The organism is Metapseudomonas resinovorans DSM 21078 (assembly GCF_000423545.1).
Lineage (GTDB): Bacteria > Pseudomonadota > Gammaproteobacteria > Pseudomonadales > Pseudomonadaceae > Metapseudomonas > Metapseudomonas resinovorans.
Genome location: NZ_AUIE01000009.1, coordinates 156774 through 173756 on the forward strand (window position 1 = coordinate 156774; position 16983 = coordinate 173756).

Here is a 16983-nt window from a genome sequence, read left to right on the forward strand (position 1 = left end):
CTCCCCCGATCCGCCGCCGGGCAACCCCGAACAGTGCTGAAGCTGACCGGTCAGACAGCCGATCAGGCGTTGCCGTGGTGCTTGGCGCGCATCTTGGCGGCCATGCTGGCCATTTCGTCGTAGAGCGCCTGCGGGTTCTTCTGCTTCACCGCCCAGGCCATGCGGCCCTGCTCGTGAGGCAGGATCATGAAGGTGCCGGCGGTCACTTCCTGGAAGATGTAGTCGGCGATGTCGGCCGCGCTGATCGGCGAGCTTTCCAGCAGCTTGCCCACCTGCTGCTTCATGGCCGGGGTCGGGCCACGGAAGGAGTCCAGCAGGTTGGTCTGGAAGAAGGACGGGCACACCACATGCACGCCCACGCCCTCTTCCTTCAGTTCGATCAGCAGGCTTTCCGACAGGGCCACCACGCCGGCCTTGGCGACGTTGTAGTTGCTCATCGCCGGCCCCTGCATCAGCGCAGCCATGGAAGCGACGTTGACGATTCGACCCTTGCTCTTTTGCAGCAGTGGCAGGAAGGCCTTGCAGCCCTTGACCACCCCCATCAGGTTGATCGCGATCTGCCAGTCCCAATCCTCCAGGGACAGCTCCTCGAAGAAGCCACCCGAGGCAACGCCAGCGTTGTTGACGATGATGTCGATGCCACCGAGCTTCTCTTCGCAGGCCTGGGCGAACGCGGTGAGCTGGCTGTAGTCGCGGACGTCGCAGCGCTGGGTGAAACCATCGCCGCCAGCCTCGCGGACCAGCTTGAGGGTTTCAGCCAGGCCGGCCTCGTTGACGTCGGACATGGCCAGCTGCCAGCCCTCGCGCGCCCAGCGCAGGGCGATTTCGCGACCGAGACCGGAACCGGCGCCGGTGATCATGATGCGGTTGTGCATGGTGAGGTGCCTTTTATGCTTGTGCGGTAGATGAACCGCAGTGTAGCGAAGGCCATAATCCCGCTGCCCCTGAATCACGCTGCTGAATGATGAGGGCAAACGCCGCTAGCGGCGCATCATCGAGCGCTTCGCCAACAGGCAGTAGGGCACCAGGTTGATCAGCAGCACGACAGCCCCGAGCCAGAGCTGGATGCCCGGCGTCAGCCCCGCCGGATAGATCACCGGCACCAGGTAGTGTTCGATGAAACCGCCGCTGTAGCCCTGCCCTCCCGCAGCCAATCGCAGACGGTTCTCCAGGGGCGTGAGCGGGCAGACCAGATGCAGGAATTCCACCGTGGCGCCCCAGACCACCGCTGGCAGGTGCAGCCAGGCCAGACGCGGCCACTTCAACACCAGCAACCCACCCAACATGACAAAGAGGATGAAGGCCAGGTGCAGCAGCAACACGGCATCAGCGGCGATCCGGTAGCTCACGGCGAAATATCCACAGGGTCGGTTTCCTTGAACTATCACGAAAGGTGGTCAGTCGGTAACTAGAAGCACGGTCAATGCCGCCATCGAGGAGTCCCCATGATCACCCTTCTGCTGCTCATCATCCTGATCCTGCTGCTGATCGGCGCACTGCCGGTCTTCCCCTACTCCCGCAACTGGGGCTACAGCCCGTCGGGCATGGTCGGGCTGCTGCTGGTCATCGTGGTCGTGCTGTTGCTGTTCGGGATGATCTAGCCGCCTCCTCCCGCAACCTGCCCGTTGCCTTGGCGAAGCCGGGAATGCTCGCTGAGTTCGGCCTCAATAAAGGCCGAGATCATTGCCCGATAGACGGCTTCGACCACGCGCTCGTCGGCCCCTGACTCCGCTGCCAGCGCCCGGACCCGAGCAATGACGGCAGCCACCCGTTGCGGCGCCTCGACCTCCGCCTGGTCACGCTTGTACCGAGCGGCCTGCCGCACATAGGCACCTCGTTCGGCGAGCAAGGCGACTATTCGGCGGTCGAGCAAATCGATCTGGGCTCGAACCTCGTCAAGACTTCTGCAATCCATGGTTTCCATTGTCGCTCCCTGTAAAAGGTTGATTGCGGTTACTGATGGCCCCTATCGAAGGCTAAACATCACGTGCAGACCTTACACGCGCAGCACGTGGGACAGGGAGCACAGCAGACCCCACGAACAACAAAAAGGGCAGCCCGAAGGCTGCCCCAAGTCTTGCAAGGGATAACGTTGAATCAGTGCGCTACGGCACCGCTGGCGCCCAGGCCAGTCTGGGAACGCACGAACTGCGGGTAGAAGCGCGCACGCTCCTCGTCTGCAGCGGTCGACTTGTCGGTGATCGAGAAGAACCAGATACCGACGAAGGCAACCAGGATGGAGAACAGCGCCGGGTACTCGTAGGGGTAGACCGGGGTCGCATGGCCGAGGATCTGTACCCAGATGGTTGGGCCGAGGACCATCAGGCCAACGGCGGTGATCAGGCCGAGCCAGCCACCGATCATCGCGCCACGGGTGGTCAGCTTCTTCCAGTACATGGAGAGGATCAGGACCGGGAAGTTGCAGCTGGCGGCGATGGAGAAGGCCAGGCCGACCATGAAGGCGATGTTCTGCTTCTCGAACAGGATGCCAAGGCCGATGGCCACGAAGCCCAGGACCACGGTGGTGATCTTCGATACGCGCAGCTCGTCCTTCTCGCTCGCCTTGCCCTTCTTGAACACGGAAGCGTAGAGGTCGTGGGACACGGCCGAGGCACCAGCCAGGGTCAGGCCGGCAACCACCGCCAGGATGGTGGCGAAGGCCACGGCGGAGATGAAGCCGAGGAACAGGCTGCCGCCCACGGCGTTGGCCAGGTGCACCGCCGCCATGTTGTTACCGCCCAGCAGCGCACCGGTGGCGTCCTTGAAGGCCGGGTTGGTGCTGACCAGCAGGATCGCGCCAAAGCCAATGATGAAGGTCAGGATGTAGAAGTAGCCGATGAAGCCAGTGGCGTAGAACACCGACTTGCGGGCTTCCTTGGCGTCGCTGACGGTGAAGAAGCGCATCAGGATGTGCGGCAGGCCGGCGGTACCGAACATCAGGGCCAGGCCGAGGGAGATGGCGGAGATCGGGTCTTTCACCAGGCCGCCGGGGCTCATGATGGCCTCGCCTTTCGGGTGTACCTTGATGGCTTCGCTGAACAGGGCAGCGATGTCGAAGTTGACGTGCTTGAGCACCATGATCGCCATGAAGGAGGCGCCGGAGAGCAGCAGAACCGCCTTGATGATCTGCACCCAGGTGGTGGCCAGCATGCCGCCGAACAGCACGTAGAGCACCATCAGCACGCCCACCAGGACCACGGCCACGTGGTAGTTGAGGCCGAACAGCAACTCGATCAGCTTGCCGGCGCCGACCATCTGCGCAATCAGGTAGAAGGCCACGACCACCAGCGAACCGCTGGCGGACAGGGTGCGGATTTCCTTCTGCTTCAGACGATAAGAGGCAACGTCGGCGAAGGTGTACTTGCCGAGGTTACGCAGGCGTTCGGCGATCAGGAACAGGATCACCGGCCAGCCCACCAGGAAGCCGATGGAGTAGATCAGGCCGTCGTAGCCGGAGGTGAACACCAGGGCGGAAATACCCAGGAAAGACGCCGCCGACATGTAGTCACCGGCGATTGCCAGACCGTTCTGGAAACCGGTGATGCTGCCACCGGCGGTGTAGAAGTCGGAGGCCGACTTGCTGCGTTTGGAGGCCCAGTAGGTGATGTACAGGGTGGCGCCGACGAAGGCGACGAACATGACGATGGCCGAGGCGTTCAGCGGCTGCCGCTGGACATCGCCCTCGATGGCACCGGCAGCCCAGAGGGCGGGCGCCACGACCATCAGGCCGAGGACGGCAAGGATGCGCGCGATCATTACTGGACCTCCTTGAGGATCTCATGGTTCAGGCGGTCGAACTCGCCATTGGCGCGGCGAACGTAAATGCCGGTCAGCACGAAGGCCGACAGGATGAGACCGACACCGATCGGGATACCCCAGGTAACCGGAGAGTCAGGGCTGATGCGCGTGCCGAGCACTTGCGGCTCGAAGGCGATCAGGAGAATGAAGGCCAGATAAAGGCCCAGCATGATGGCAGAGAGTATCCAGGCGAAGCGCTCTCGCTTGGAAACCAGTTCCTGAAAGCGCGGATTCTCCTGAATCCGCTTGTAGGTGCTGTCGTTCATTGTTGTTGTCCTCCACAGCGCGGGTTGCTGGTGGAGCCAACAATAGAACGGTCGTACAAGCACAACAGACGACCTTAGTCGTAACTCGAGACCAATATCGACCAAGGTCGTACACAAGCCATACAACAAAACTATCAGAACCATGCTGGATGAACATTTCCATCCATCGTTTGGCAGGTCTAGCCTGAGCACATTGAATAATCATTCTCATTGCTGAGGTGCGCCATGCTCAAGACCGTGACCTTCACCCTCATGCACTTCTGCATTGCCTTCAGCGTGGCCTATGCCCTGACCGGCAGCCTGACGGTTGGTGGACTGGTGGCGGCGGTCGAGCCACTGTGCAACTCGGTAGGTTTCTACTTCCACGAGAAGATCTGGAAGCGCTTCGAGAAGGGCGACAAGCCGAAACAGGAAATCCCCAAGCACGCCTGGTTGCACCATCACGCGTAACGGACATTCCCTGTGCGGATTTTCCACTGCGGGCCGTAGGAGCGATGAGGGCTAATCCGCTAAGATGCGCGGCTTTGCCCCCAACGCAAGCACCCTTAGCCATGAGTCAGAACGCCCGTTTCCCTGCACTCCCCTACCTGTTCTCCTTCCTGATCGCCGCCTTGGCCCTCGCAGGCCTCTGGTATGGCCTGGGCAAGCCGGTGATCCTGCCGGACGCTGCCACCCCCAGCCACAAGCTGCAGTGCGCGTCCTACAGCCCCTTCGACAAGGACCAGTCGCCGTTCGATCAGCCCTTCGTGCTGCGCCCCGAACGCATGGACGCTGACCTGGCCCTGCTGGCAACCCGCTTCCACTGCGTGCGCACCTACTCGATGACCGGTCTGGAAGCCATTCCGGAGCTGGCCCGCAAACACGGCCTGAAGCTGATGCTAGGCGCCTGGGTGAACGGCAACCCGCTGGACACCCAGAAAGAGATCGAGGCCCTGATCAAGGCCGCCAACGCCAACCCGGACGTGGTGCAGTCAGTGATCGTGGGCAACGAGACCCTGCTGCGCAAGGAAGTCACCGGCGCCCAACTGGCCAAGCTGATCGAGCAGGTCAAGGCCCAGGTGAAGCAGCCGGTGACCTACGCAGACGTTTGGGAATTCTGGCTGAAGCACCCGGAAGTCGCTCCGGCAGTGGACTTCCTGACCATCCACCTGCTGCCCTACTGGGAAGACGACCCTGCCGGCATCGACCAGGCCCTGCGCCATGCGGCCGAGATCCGCCAGGTGTTCGGCAACCGCTTCGCACCCAAGGACATCTTCATCGGTGAAACCGGCTGGCCCAGCGAAGGCCGCCAGCGCGAAACCGCGGTACCGAGCCGGGTCAACGAAGCCAAGTTCATTCGTGGCTTCGTTGCCATGGCCGAGCAGAACGGTTGGGGCTACAACCTGATCGAAGCCTTCGACCAGCCCTGGAAGCGCGCCAGTGAAGGCGCGGTCGGCGGTTACTGGGGCCTGTTCGATGCCGACCGCCAGGACAAAGGCGTGCTCGCCGGTCCGGTCAGCAACCTGCCCAACTGGCCGATGTGGCTGGGCGTTTCCGGTCTGATTTTCCTCGCCACCCTGGCACTCGCCGGTCGCCCTGCCTCCAACCGCGCCGCCCTGCTGCTACCGCTGCTGGCGGCCGTGGGCGCTGCCTGCATCGGCCTGTGGGGCGAAATGGCGCGCGTCACCAGCCGCTTCGTCGGTGAATGGTTGTGGGCGGCCTTCCTGGTTGGACTCAATCTGATCGTCCTGGCCCACGGCGCCCTGGCCCTGTCCGCCCGTGGCGGAGCGCGCAGTCGCCTGTTCGACTGGCTGGAAACCCGTGGCGGCTGGTGGCTGGCTGCGTCCGGTTTCGCCGGCGCAGTGCTGATGCTGGCCCTGGTGTTCGATGCCCGCTACCGCAGTTTCCCCAGCGCCGCCCTGCTGCTGCCGGCCCTGGTCTACCTGTTCCGCCCAGTGGCCGCCCCGCGCCGCGAGATCGCGCTGATGGCGGTCCTGATCGGCGCCGGCATCGTGCCCCAGCTCTATGAAGAAACCCTGGGTAACGTCCAGGCCATCGGTTGGGCCGCCGTAAGCACCCTGCTACTGGCTGCCTTGTGGCGGAGCCTGCGGGTTCGCGACTGAGCCGTCCTCACCCTGACCGCTCTCCTTCGGGGAGCGGTAGGTGCGATTTCAGGACGGGACACCGGCAACAAAAAAGGACGCTTGAAGCGTCCTTCTTTGCACCTGTTGAATCCTCAGGCCGGTACGGGCACCGACTCCACCTGGCGGCGCACCAGCCGCAGGCCGGCGATGACACAGGCGAAAACCGCGAGGCTGGCGGTGTACAGCACCAGGGCCGGCAGGGCAAAGAGCAGCGCCAGCAAGGCCAGGCCCCAGCCGGCACGGCCCGGTACGAAGAAAGCCACCAGGGCGGCAGCGAACCCGATCCAGGCGATGACACGGAAGTGGATCAGCAGCCCCAGGCCAGCGCGCACCTGGCACTCCCAGCGTTGCGCTTCGTCGACGCACAGGCCGACCCACTGGCCGTCCTCCATCAGGGCGAAACGAACCCCGTAGCTGGCGGCCAGCCAGAGCGGCAGCAGAATCAGCAGCAGGATGAGGGACGAACGGCTGGACATGGTTCTCTCCGAATGGGTAAGCGGCGCCAAGGATACCCCCGCGATGGCGCTATGCAAGAACCTTCCAACAATCTGCCACACCCTGGCCTGACGTACGGCCCGCACTCACAGGACTTGCAGTTGTCATAGGCTCGGTATTCACTCATGACGTTCGCTTATAAGGAACGCGACCCGGCGGCCCTGACAGGCAAGGCCCGGGGGAGTGACTGGGGCCTGCCCGCAACCGCGGGATCCGGGCTCCGCAGAATCTGAACAGGGACCTTTCCTATGCTCCGTCTTCGCCTTGCTGCCCTACTGGGCAGCCTGACCCTCTGCGCTCCCGTGCTGGCCGCGGACCTGGATGCAGCCAGTTATGGCTTTCCGATCACCAACCCTTTCGAGGCGACCATCGCCACCACGCCGCCGGACCTGCGCAGCGCGGTGCCGACGGACGATGACATCGACCAGTCCGACTATGACCTGAAGCTGCGTCCAGAGCGCGAAAGCGAGTTGCCGGACAATTTCTGGTCGGTGAAGAAGTTGCGCTACCGCCTCGCCAAGCAAAAGGGCCCAGCCCCGCTGGTGTTCGTCATTGCCGGCACGGGCGGCCACTACGCCAGCACCCATGCCGAGACGCTGAAGAAGCTGTTCTACGGCGCTGGTTACCACGTGGTGCAACTCTCCTCGCCCACCAGCTACGACTTCATGGTCGCCGCCTCGCGTCATGCGACCCCAGGACTTTCGGCCGAAGACGCCGACGACCTCTATCGGGTGATGCAGGCCGTACGTGCCCAACATCCGAGCCTGCCAATCACCGACTTCTACCTCACCGGATACAGCCTCGGCGCCCTTGAGGCGGCCTTCGTCAGCCACCTGGACGAAACCCGCCGCAGCTTCAACTTCAAGCGGGTATTGCTGCTCAATCCGCCGGTGAACCTCTATACCTCGGTGACTAACCTCGACCGCCTTGTGCAGACCCGCGTGAAGGGCGTCGACGACACCACCACCTTCTACCAGGTGGTGCTGGGCAAGCTGACCCGCTACTTCCAGCAGAAGGGCTACATCGACCTCAATGACGCCCTGCTGTACGACTTCCAGGAATCCAGACAGCGGCTGTCCAACGAGCAGATGGCGATGCTGATCGGCACGGCCTTCCGCTTCTCCTCCTCGGACATCGCCTTCACCTCGGACCTGATCAACCATCGCGGCCTGATCACTCCGGTGCAGTTGTCCATCAGCGAAGGCACCAGCCTGACGCCCTTCTACAAGCGCGCCCTGCAGTGCGATTTCGACTGCTACATGACCGAGCAACTGATTCCCTACTGGCGCGCCCGCTACGACGGCGGCAGCCTGACCCAACTGATCGACCAGGTCAGCCTCTATGCCCTGGAGGACTACCTGAAAGACAACAGCAAGATTGCCGTGATGCACAACGCCGACGACCTCATCCTCGGCCCCGGCGACCTGGGTTTCCTGCGCCGCACCCTGGGCGACCGCTTGACCGTCTACCCCCATGGCGGGCACTGCGGCAACCTCAACTACCGCGTCAACGGCGACGCCATGCTGGAGTTCTTCCGTGGCTAAGAAAGCACTCTTGATCGCCCTACTGCTGGCAAGCCCCCTGGCTCGAGCCCAGGAGCCCGACCAGGACGGCTTCACTCAGCCGCTGAAAGACCTGAAATTCAACCCCGGCCTGGATCAGCGCGAGTTCGAACGCTCGACCCTCAACGCACTGAGCGTCTACGACCCTTACGAGTCCTGGAACCGGCGGGTCTATCACTTCAACTATCGCTTCGACGAATGGGTGTTCCTGCCCGTGGTGCGCGGCTATCGCTACGTCACACCGGGATTCGTGCGCAGCGGCGTGAGCAATTTCTTCAGCAACCTGGGCGATGTGCCGAACCTGCTTAACAGCCTGCTCCAGCTCAAGGGACAACGCTCCATGGAAATCACCGGGCGCCTGCTGCTGAACACCACCATCGGCGTCGCCGGCCTCTGGGACCCGGCCGCACGCATCGGGCTGCCCAGGCAGACTGAGGACTTCGGCCAGACCCTGGGCTATTACGGCGTCACCGACGGGCCCTACCTGATGCTGCCGATCCTCGGCCCGTCCAACCTGCGGGACACCGGCGGGCTGGTGGTGGACTACCTCGCCGACTACCAGATCAACTTCCTCAACGTGCCGGAAGTCAGCAGTGACCACCCGGAGATCACTGCGTTGCGCATGGTGGACAAGCGCTACACCACCAAATTCCGCTACGGCCAGCTCAACACGCCCTTCGAGTACGAGAAGCTGCGCTACGTCTACACCGAGTCGCGCAAGCTGCAGATCGCCGAGTGAGGCCTCTGGCCTGACTCGGCGGGGTGAAATCATTCACTCAGGGCGGCGAAGCTGCCCCCTTGCCGCGTCAGGCCGAACCTTCGGTCCGGTTGGCGAATGAATTCGCCCCCACAGATAGCGCCAGAAATATCCACTAATTCGATATAAACAAAGCAAAATCACGCACAATTGATCCAATTTATAGGAGTAGGATCGCGCTCATTCCAACCTTGAGGAGGTCCAGATGAGCTATCGCCAGATTCTCGAACAACGTCCCGGTCAACCGGCATCCGACGGCGCCGGGGTCAACCTGACGCGCGTCTTTGCCGAGCAGGGCGTGCCCCGCTTCGACCCCTTCCTGATGCTCGACGAGTTTGGCTCGGCCAACCCGGACGACTATGTCGCCGGCTTCCCGCCGCACCCGCACCGAGGCTTCGAGACCATCACCTACATGCTCGAAGGGCGCATGCGCCATGAAGACCATCTGGGCAATAGCGGCCTGCTGCAAAACGGCGGCGTGCAATGGATGACCGCCGCGCGCGGGATCATCCACAGCGAGATGCCGGAGCAGGAAGAAGGCGTGATGCGCGGCTTCCAGATCTGGCTCAACCTGCCGGGCAAGGACAAGATGGGCGACCCTGGCTACCGCGACTTCGATCCGGTGGAGATTCCGCGGGTACGCGCGGCTGAAGGCGTCGAGGCACGGGTGATCGCCGGCCGCTTCGACGATGGCGAGATCAGCCAAGAGGGCGCCGTGCAACGTCCGCATTCCGAACCGCATATCTTCGACCTAGACCTCCCCGCCCACAGCCGGGTTTCACCACGTCTGGCGGACGGCCTGCGGGTGCTGCTTTACGTCTACGAGGGGGATGTACACGTCAATGGCCAGTCCATTGGCAAAGGGCGCCTGGCGCGTCTCTCCGAGAAAGGTGCGCTGGAGATCGCCACCGACGCTGGGGCGAAGGTCCTGCTGCTGGCTGGACGCCCCCTGGGCGAGCCCATCGTCCAGTACGGTCCCTTCGTGATGAACAGCCGCGAGGAAATCGAGCAGGCCCTTCGGGACTACCGAGACGGCGTCTTCGGTCAGTGACGCAGGGGTTAGAGCGCCGGAATCACCTGCGGGTGAACCGGCGCCATCTCCAGGCCCAGGAAACGCTGCAGTTCGGTGCGCTTGGCCATGGCGTCCTGGTAGCCCAGCTCGATCAGTTCGTTGCAGTAGCCGGGTTCGAACAGCAGGTAACTGAGTACCCCGGCCCCACTCGCCCGGGTCGCCCCTGGCCCGCGCAAGAAGGTGCGGATGGCGCGCGGCATCTCGCGGCGATGGCGAGCCGCGATCTCATCCATCGCTCGGCTCGGCGAAATCACCAACACTTCAACGTGCTCTGAACTGAGATTGCGTGGCCGCGACTCAGGCGGCATGGCCTGGCTCATGCGGTTGATCCGTTCCAGCAGTTCGATATCGCTTTCCAGGTTGTCGATGAAGGTGCTGTTCAGCAGGTGTCCGCTGATCTGCGCCAGGGTCGGCGGACGGCCAGCCTGCGGCTGCGCCATTTCCTGGCCGGGGTTCATGCCCTGCGGGTTGCCACTTACCCCCACCACCAGCACCCGACTGGCGCCCAGGTGCAGCGCCGGGCTGATCGGCGCGGTCTGGCGTACCGCGCCATCGCCGAAGTATTCACGACCCAGGCGCACTGGCGGAAACAGCAGGGGAATCGCCGCACTGGCCATCAGGTGTTCGACGCTGAGGCGGGTTGGTACGCCTACGCGGCGATGGCGATACCAGGGATCAATGGTCGCGCGCCCTTGGTAGAAGGTCACCGCCTGTCCGGTTTCATAGCCGAACGCTGTCACGGCCACGGCGCGCAACTGGCGGGTGCGGACGGCAGCGGAGATGCCGGTGAAGTCGAGTTCGCTCGTCAGCAGTTCGCGCAGGGGCGCGTTGTCCAACAGCGCCACGGGGATATCACGGCCAAGGCCTAGCAGGCTGTGGCCGAGGAAACGCGAGCTCTGGCGGATCACGCCGGGCCAGTCGCTGCGGTAGATCTGCCCACAACGGAAGGCCTGCCAGACATCGTTGAGGCGGCGAACGGCCTGGCTGAAATGCAGCGCGCCGCAGGCCAGGCCAACGGCGTTCACCGCGCCGGCGGACGTACCGACGATTACCGGAAAAGGATTGCAGGCGGCGTCTGGCAACAGGTCGGCGATCGCGCCCAGCACCCCCACCTGATAAGCCGCCCGCGAACCACCGCCGGAAAGAATCAGCCCGGTCACGGGCTTCTTGGTGGCGGCGCTGGCATCCATGGACTGCTCTCCGGGCGGGATTTTCCGAGTATAGGTTTCAGTAAAGCTTGGGGGCGCCTTCCGGCCGGGTCTTGAAGCGGCGGTGGGCCCAGAGGTATTGCTCGGGGCATTCGCGCACTGCGCCTTCCACCCACTGGTTGATACGCAGGCAGTCGGCCTCTTCGGTTTCTCCAGGGAAGTCGGACAGCGGCGGGTGGATCACCAGCTTGTAACCGGAACCGTCTTCCAGGCGGCGCTGGGTGAAGGGCAGCACGATAGCGCGGCCCAGGCGGGCGAACTTGGTCGTTGCGGTAACTGTGGCGGCCTCGATGCCGAACAGCGGCACGAACAGGCTCTGCTTGCGGCCGTAGTCCTGATCCGGCGCATACCAGATGGCGCGGCCGGCGCGCAGCACCTTGAGCATGGCGCGCACGTCCTCCCGCTCGATGGCGGAAGCGTCCTGGTTGTGGCGCTCGCGGCCACGGCGCTGGATGAAGTCGAACACGGCGTTCTTGTGCTCGCGGTACATGCCGTCGATGGTATGCACCTGGCCAAGCAATGCGGCGCCGATCTCGAGGGTCGTGAAATGCAGGGCCATGAGAATCACCCCCTGACCTTCTGCCTGGGCCTTCTGCAGGTGTTCCAGGCCCTCTATATGGGACAACTTCGCCAGCTGCGGCTTGGGCCACCACCAACTCATGGCCATCTCGAAGAAAGCGATACCGGTGGAAGCGAAGTTCTCCCGCAGCAGTTGCTCACGCTCGCTGCTGGACAGCTCCGGAAAGCACAGTTCCAGGTTGCGCCGGGCGATCTTGCGCCGCGAACCGGCCACCCGCAGCATCGCCGCGCCCAGAATACGCCCCATGCCCAGTTGCACCCGGTAGGGCAGCAGGGTGATCAGCCACAGCAGGCCTAGGCCCAGCCACAGCGCCCAAAAGCGCGGGTGGAGGAACTGTGGGCGAAATTGAGGTCTATCCATCTCTGAATCCGCTTGAGCGAGAAAATCGCGCATTCTACTCCAAATGCGCCGCCCCCTTCCGGCTTGCTAGCGCCGGACGATCTCGCTATAAGTCCTCGCCATTCACGACTGCAGGCAGACCATGAGCCAAGCCGACCTTCTCGACCAAGAACCCGTGTTCCAGCTCAAGGGCAGCATGCTCGCCATCACTGTGATGGAACTGGCACACAACGACCTCGAACGCCTCGACAGGCAACTGGACGAGAAAGTCGCCCAGGCCCCCAACTTCTTCCAGAACACCCCACTGGTCATGGCGCTGGACAAGCTGCCCGACGGCGAACCCGTCCTCGACCTCCCCACCCTGCTGGACATCTGCCGCCGTCACGGCCTGCGCACCCTGGCCATCCGCGCCAGCCGCGAAGAGCACATCGCTGCCGCCGACGCCCTGGACATTCCAGTGCTGCCGCCGTCCGGCGCCCGCGAGCGCACCATCAATCCGGTAGAACCCGAAGCGAAGAAGAAGGTCGAAAAGCCCGCCGAGCCGCCCAAACCCGAGGTGCAACCGACAAAGATCATCACGACTCCGGTGCGTGGTGGCCAGCAGGTGTATGCTCCAGGCGGCGACCTGGTAGTTCTGGCCGCGGTCAGCCCCGGTGCGGAACTTCTCGCAGACGGCAACATCCATGTTTACGGTCCCATGCGCGGCCGTGCCCTGGCGGGCATCAAGGGCGATACCAAGGCGCGGATATTCTGCCGCCAACTGGCTGCCGAACTGGTCTCAGTGGCCGGTCAGTACAAGGTTTCCGACGACCTGCGACGCGATCCGCTGTGGGGTCAACAGGTACAAGTCAGCCTGTCGGGAGACGTGTTGAACATCACCCGTCTTTAACGGATACTGCCGCGAATTTTCAGGGACCTGAAAGGGAAGACGGACGGTTCGAAAGAGCTCATAACTTCCCGCTTTTCTTATCATTTGGGGTGAATCACCTTGGCCAAGATCCTCGTTGTCACGTCCGGCAAGGGTGGAGTGGGTAAAACCACCACCAGCGCCGCCATCGGTACCGGTCTCGCACTGCGCGGTCACAAGACTGTCATCGTCGACTTCGACGTCGGCCTGCGTAACCTGGACCTGATCATGGGTTGCGAACGCCGCGTGGTGTACGACTTCGTCAACGTCATCAATGGCGAAGCGTCCCTCACCCAGGCCCTGATCAAAGACAAGCGCCTGGAAAACCTCTACGTCCTGGCCGCCAGCCAGACTCGCGACAAGGATGCCCTGACCCTCGAAGGCGTGGGCAAGGTCATCGAGGAACTGGCGAAGAACTTCGAGTACGTGGTCTGCGATTCGCCGGCCGGTATCGAGAAAGGCGCCCACCTGGCCATGTACTACGCCGATGAGGCGATCGTCGTGACCAACCCGGAAGTCTCTTCCGTGCGCGACTCCGACCGCATGCTCGGCCTGCTGGCCAGCAAGTCCCGTCGTGCAGAGAAAGGCGAAGATCCGATCAAGGAGCGCCTGTTGCTGACCCGCTACAACCCCGAGCGCGTAACCAAGGGCGAAATGCTCGGCGTCGAAGACGTCGAGGAAATCCTCGCCATCAACCTGCTCGGTGTCATCCCGGAATCCCAGGCGGTGCTCAAGGCCTCCAACCAGGGTATCCCGGTCATCCTCGACGACCAGAGCGACGCCGGCCAGGCGTACAGCGATGCCGTCGATCGCCTGCTCGGCAAGGAGCTGCCTCACCGCTTCCTCGACGTGCAGAAGAAAGGACTCTTACAACGCCTGTTCGGAGGCCGTGAATGAACATTTTCGACTTCTTTCGCGAGCGGAAGAAGCAGAACAGCGCTTCGATCGCTAAGGAACGACTCCAAATCATCGTTGCCCACGAACGTGGTCAACGCAGCCAGCCGGACTACCTGCCGGCTCTGCAGAAAGACCTGGTGGACGTGATCCGCAAATATGTCGACATCGACGAGGAGCAGGTTCAGGTCCTGCTGGAGAATCAGGGCAGTTGCTCGATTCTCGAGTTGAACATCACCCTGCCCGATCGTTGATCGAGTGGTTGTGCAATGACGGCGGCTTCGGCCGCCGTCGGCGTTTTCGGAATTTCCATGCCGCTTTCCCAGATTGAATTCATCCACCAGGACGACGCCCTGCTGGTGGTCAACAAGCCCACCCTCCTGCTGTCCGTACCCGGCCGTGCCGAGGACAACAAGGACTGCCTGATCACCCGCCTGCAGGAGAACGGTTACCCGGAGGCACGCATCGTCCACCGCCTGGACTGGGAAACTTCCGGTCTGATCGTGCTGGCCCGCGATGCTGACAGCCACCGCGAGTTATCCCGCCAGTTCCATGACCGCGAAACCGAGAAGGCTTACACCGCGCTCTGCTGGGGCGAGCCGGAACTGGACAGCGGCCGCATCGAGCTGCCCTTGCGCTATGACCCGCCGACCAAGCCGCGCCACGTGGTGGACTTCGAGCAGGGCCGTCACGCTCTCACCTTCTGGCAGGTGATCGAGCGCTGCGGCCATTACAGCCGGGTCGAACTGACCCCCATCACCGGTCGCTCGCACCAGTTGCGCGTGCACATGCTCTCCATCGGCCATCCGTTGCTCGGCGACCGCCTCTACGCCAACCCCGAAGCCCTGGCCGCCCATGATCGCCTGTGCCTGCACGCCAGCCTGCTCTGCCTGACCCACCCCCAGACGGGCGAACGCCTGAGATTCGAGTGCCCGGCGCCGTTCTGACCTAGGCTCAAGAAAAAGGCTGCGATTCGGGCAAATCATGAGCTTCACCGAGTTCTACAACGCCACCGAGGGCCAACCCGCCCGCGTCACCCTGTTGACTGCCCTGGAGCTCTGGGACGGGCCACCCGGCCACGCCCTCGACTTGGGCTGTGGCGCCGGCCGTGACACCCTCGAACTGCTCAGGCGCGGCTGGAAAGTGCTGGCGGTGGACGCCGAACCCGAAGCCCTGGCCCGTCTTGAAGCCCAGGTGGACGAGGAAAAACGCCTGCGACTGCAAAGCCGCTGCTGCCGTTTCGAATCCATGCCGCTGCCATCGGCGAACCTGGTCAACTCCAGCTTCGCCCTGCCCCTCTGCCCACCCGTCGCCTTTCCCACTCTCTGGCAGGCCATCTACTCCTCCCTTCCGGAGGGCGGCCTCTTCGCCGGCCACCTGTTCGGCGAGCGAGACGACTGGGCCAACAACGGCATCACCATCCTGCGCCGCCGACAATTGGAAGAACTGCTGTCTGGCTGGGACGTGCTGATGCTGGAAGAAAAGGAAGAAGACGGCATCACCGCCAAGGGCCGCAACAAGCACTGGCACCTGTTCTCGGTGGTGGCCCGACGGCTGGGATAAGCACAGCATTGCAATCCCACAACGCCAGCGCCTATGAAGGTCTTAGCGAAAATTCACCGCGGGTCGCCCTCCATTTCCCCGGGGGCTATGGGATAAACTCCCGCCACTGCTGTCTGGAGTCTCCCAATGCGCGAAGAGTTGAACCAGGGCCTGATCGATTTCCTCAAGGCCTCCCCCACCCCTTTCCACGCCACCCGTAGCCTGGCCAAGCGCCTCGAGGCCGCCGGGTATGTGCGCCTCGATGAACGCGAGGCCTGGCGTATCGAAAGCGGTGGCCGTTATTACGTCACCCGCAACGACTCCTCCATCATCGCCATCAAGCTGGGCAAGCGCCCGGTACTCGAAGGCGGCCTGCGCCTCGTCGGCGCCCACACCGACAGCCCCTGCCTGCGCGTCAAGCCGAACCCCGAGCTGCACAAGCACGGCTTCTGGCAACTGGGTGTGGAAGTCTACGGCGGTGCCTTGCTGGCCCCCTGGTTCGACCGCGACCTGTCCCTGGCGGGCCGCGTCACTTACCGTGCCGCCGGCATGGTGGAAAGCCAGTTGGTGGATTTCCAGGCGCCCATCGCCGTGATTCCCAACCTGGCCATCCACCTCAACCGCGAAGCCAACCAGGGCTGGGCGATCAATGCCCAGACCGAACTGCCGCCGATCCTGGCGCAACTGGCCGCCGGCGAGGCCCGCGAGTTCCGCGACCTGCTGGCCGAGCAACTGACCCTGGAACATGGCGTGGTCGCCGACGCGGTGCTGGATTACGAACTGTCCTTCTATGACACCCAGAGCGCCGCGGTCATCGGCCTGGGCGGCGACTTCATCGCTGGCGCGCGCCTGGACAATCTGCTGTCCTGCTACGCCGGCCTGCAGGCCCTGCTGGCCGCCGAGGCTGACGAAAGCTGCGTACTGGTCTGCACCGACCACGAAGAAGTCGGCTCCTGCTCAGCCTGCGGCGCCGATGGTCCGATGCTGGAACAGGTGCTGCGTCGCGTGCTGCCGGAAGGCGACGCCTTCGCCCGCGTCATCCAGCGCTCCCTGCTGGTTTCCGCCGACAACGCCCACGGCGTACACCCCAACTACGCCGACAAGCACGATGGTAACCACGGCCCGAAACTCAACGCCGGCCCGGTGATCAAGGTCAACAGTAACCAGCGCTACGCCACCAACAGCGAAACCGCCGGTTTCTTCCGCCACCTGTGTCTGGAGAACGAAGTGCCGGTGCAGAGCTTCGTGACCCGCAGCGACATGGGTTGCGGGTCCACCATCGGCCCGATCACCGCCAGCCAGCTCGGCGTACGTACCGTGGACATCGGCCTGCCAACCTTCGCCATGCACTCCATTCGCGAACTGGCCGGCAGCCATGACCTGGCTCACCTGGTGAAGGTGCTGGCCGCCTTCTACTCCAGCCACGACCTGCCCTGACCA

20 protein-coding genes are annotated in these 16983 nt (G+C 63.4%); 12 read left to right on the forward strand and 8 right to left on the reverse strand.

Annotation, left to right across the window (positions count from 1 at the left end):
• Window positions 1–62 precede the first annotated feature (62 nt).
• A complete protein-coding gene (locus G559_RS0110570; RefSeq protein WP_028628192.1) occupies window positions 63–875 on the reverse strand; it encodes an SDR family oxidoreductase in 813 nt (270 codons plus the stop codon).
• A gap of 105 nt (window positions 876–980) precedes the next feature.
• Window positions 981–1349, reverse strand: coding sequence for a DUF2784 domain-containing protein (locus G559_RS0110575; protein WP_028628193.1), 369 nt, complete (start codon window positions 1347–1349; stop codon window positions 981–983).
• 96 nt (window positions 1350–1445) lie between these two features.
• Here G559_RS0110575 and G559_RS29840 point away from each other — a divergent pair, with 96 nt between their 5' ends.
• Window positions 1446–1601, forward strand: coding sequence for a DUF3309 family protein (locus G559_RS29840; RefSeq protein ID WP_137823437.1), 156 nt, complete (start codon window positions 1446–1448; stop codon window positions 1599–1601).
• Here the strand turns inward: G559_RS29840 and G559_RS0110585 are convergent.
• From G559_RS0110585 to G559_RS0110595, 3 genes are all read right to left on the reverse strand, one after another.
• Window positions 1598–1924, reverse strand: a complete 327-nt coding sequence (locus G559_RS0110585) for a chorismate mutase (RefSeq protein WP_028628194.1) — start codon at window positions 1922–1924, stop codon at window positions 1598–1600. The genes G559_RS29840 and G559_RS0110585 overlap by 4 nt on opposite strands.
• Window positions 1925–2097: 173 nt before the next feature.
• Complete coding sequence (locus tag G559_RS0110590; RefSeq protein ID WP_028628195.1) at window positions 2098–3756, reverse strand: cation acetate symporter; 1659 nt, start codon at window positions 3754–3756, stop codon at window positions 2098–2100.
• Entirely contained in the window at window positions 3756–4064 is a 309-nt protein-coding gene (locus G559_RS0110595; protein WP_028628196.1) for a DUF485 domain-containing protein, read from the reverse strand. The genes G559_RS0110590 and G559_RS0110595 overlap by 1 nt, the downstream gene beginning before the upstream one ends.
• A gap of 225 nt (window positions 4065–4289) precedes the next feature.
• On the opposite strand from G559_RS0110595, the gene G559_RS0110600 reads away from it, so the two are divergent.
• Both G559_RS0110600 and G559_RS0110605 read left to right on the forward strand, forming a co-directional pair.
• Complete coding sequence (locus G559_RS0110600) at window positions 4290–4514, forward strand: DUF2061 domain-containing protein (protein WP_028628197.1); 225 nt, start codon at window positions 4290–4292, stop codon at window positions 4512–4514.
• Window positions 4515–4615: 101 nt separating this feature from the next.
• On the forward strand, window positions 4616–6166 hold the full coding sequence (locus G559_RS0110605) for a glycoside hydrolase family 17 protein (RefSeq protein WP_028628198.1): 1551 nt from the start codon (window positions 4616–4618) through the stop codon (window positions 6164–6166).
• Window positions 6167–6279: 113 nt separating this feature from the next.
• Here the strand turns inward: G559_RS0110605 and G559_RS0110610 are convergent, their stop codons facing one another.
• A complete protein-coding gene (locus tag G559_RS0110610; RefSeq protein ID WP_028628199.1) occupies window positions 6280–6663 on the reverse strand; it encodes a hypothetical protein in 384 nt (127 codons plus the stop codon).
• Window positions 6664–6930: 267 nt separating this feature from the next.
• On the opposite strand from G559_RS0110610, the gene G559_RS0110615 reads away from it, so the two are divergent.
• The 3 genes from G559_RS0110615 (at window position 6931) to G559_RS0110625 (ending at window position 10052) form a co-directional block, all read left to right on the forward strand.
• Entirely contained in the window at window positions 6931–8226 is a 1296-nt protein-coding gene (locus G559_RS0110615; protein ID WP_028628200.1) for an alpha/beta fold hydrolase family protein, read from the forward strand.
• Window positions 8219–8983: an MlaA family lipoprotein gene (locus tag G559_RS0110620; RefSeq protein WP_028628201.1), complete on the forward strand. Its 765-nt coding sequence runs from the start codon at window positions 8219–8221 to the stop codon at window positions 8981–8983. Before G559_RS0110615 ends, G559_RS0110620 begins: the two co-directional genes overlap by 8 nt.
• Window positions 8984–9206: 223 nt before the next feature.
• Window positions 9207–10052, forward strand: a complete 846-nt coding sequence (locus G559_RS0110625) for a pirin family protein (protein WP_028628202.1) — start codon at window positions 9207–9209, stop codon at window positions 10050–10052.
• Window positions 10053–10060: 8 nt separating this feature from the next.
• Here the strand turns inward: G559_RS0110625 and G559_RS0110630 are convergent, their stop codons facing one another.
• Window positions 10061–11263 (reverse strand): patatin-like phospholipase family protein, encoded by a 1203-nt coding sequence (locus G559_RS0110630; protein ID WP_028628203.1) that lies wholly within the window; start codon window positions 11261–11263, stop codon window positions 10061–10063.
• A 37-nt stretch (window positions 11264–11300) separates the two neighbouring features.
• Window positions 11301–12221: a lipid A biosynthesis lauroyl acyltransferase gene (locus tag G559_RS0110635; protein ID WP_028628204.1), complete on the reverse strand. Its 921-nt coding sequence runs from the start codon at window positions 12219–12221 to the stop codon at window positions 11301–11303.
• A gap of 121 nt (window positions 12222–12342) precedes the next feature.
• On the opposite strand from G559_RS0110635, the gene minC reads away from it, so the two are divergent.
• The 6 genes from minC (at window position 12343) to G559_RS0110665 (ending at window position 16980) form a co-directional block, all read left to right on the forward strand.
• Window positions 12343–13089, forward strand: coding sequence for a septum site-determining protein MinC (gene minC / locus G559_RS0110640; protein WP_028628205.1), 747 nt, complete (start codon window positions 12343–12345; stop codon window positions 13087–13089).
• A gap of 99 nt (window positions 13090–13188) precedes the next feature.
• A complete protein-coding gene (gene minD / locus G559_RS0110645) occupies window positions 13189–14004 on the forward strand; it encodes a septum site-determining protein MinD (protein ID WP_028628206.1) in 816 nt (271 codons plus the stop codon).
• Window positions 14001–14255 (forward strand): cell division topological specificity factor MinE, encoded by a 255-nt coding sequence (gene minE, locus G559_RS0110650; protein ID WP_016491219.1) that lies wholly within the window; start codon window positions 14001–14003, stop codon window positions 14253–14255. The genes minD and minE overlap by 4 nt, the downstream gene beginning before the upstream one ends.
• Before the next feature lie 57 nt (window positions 14256–14312).
• The gene (locus G559_RS0110655) at window positions 14313–14948 is read left to right on the forward strand and encodes an RluA family pseudouridine synthase (RefSeq protein WP_028628207.1); all 636 of its coding nucleotides are present in this window, start codon (window positions 14313–14315) and stop codon (window positions 14946–14948) included.
• A gap of 37 nt (window positions 14949–14985) precedes the next feature.
• Complete coding sequence (locus G559_RS0110660; protein WP_028628208.1) at window positions 14986–15564, forward strand: class I SAM-dependent methyltransferase; 579 nt, start codon at window positions 14986–14988, stop codon at window positions 15562–15564.
• 126 nt (window positions 15565–15690) lie between these two features.
• Window positions 15691–16980 (forward strand): M18 family aminopeptidase, encoded by a 1290-nt coding sequence (locus G559_RS0110665; RefSeq protein WP_028628209.1) that lies wholly within the window; start codon window positions 15691–15693, stop codon window positions 16978–16980.
• Window positions 16981–16983 lie beyond the last annotated feature (3 nt).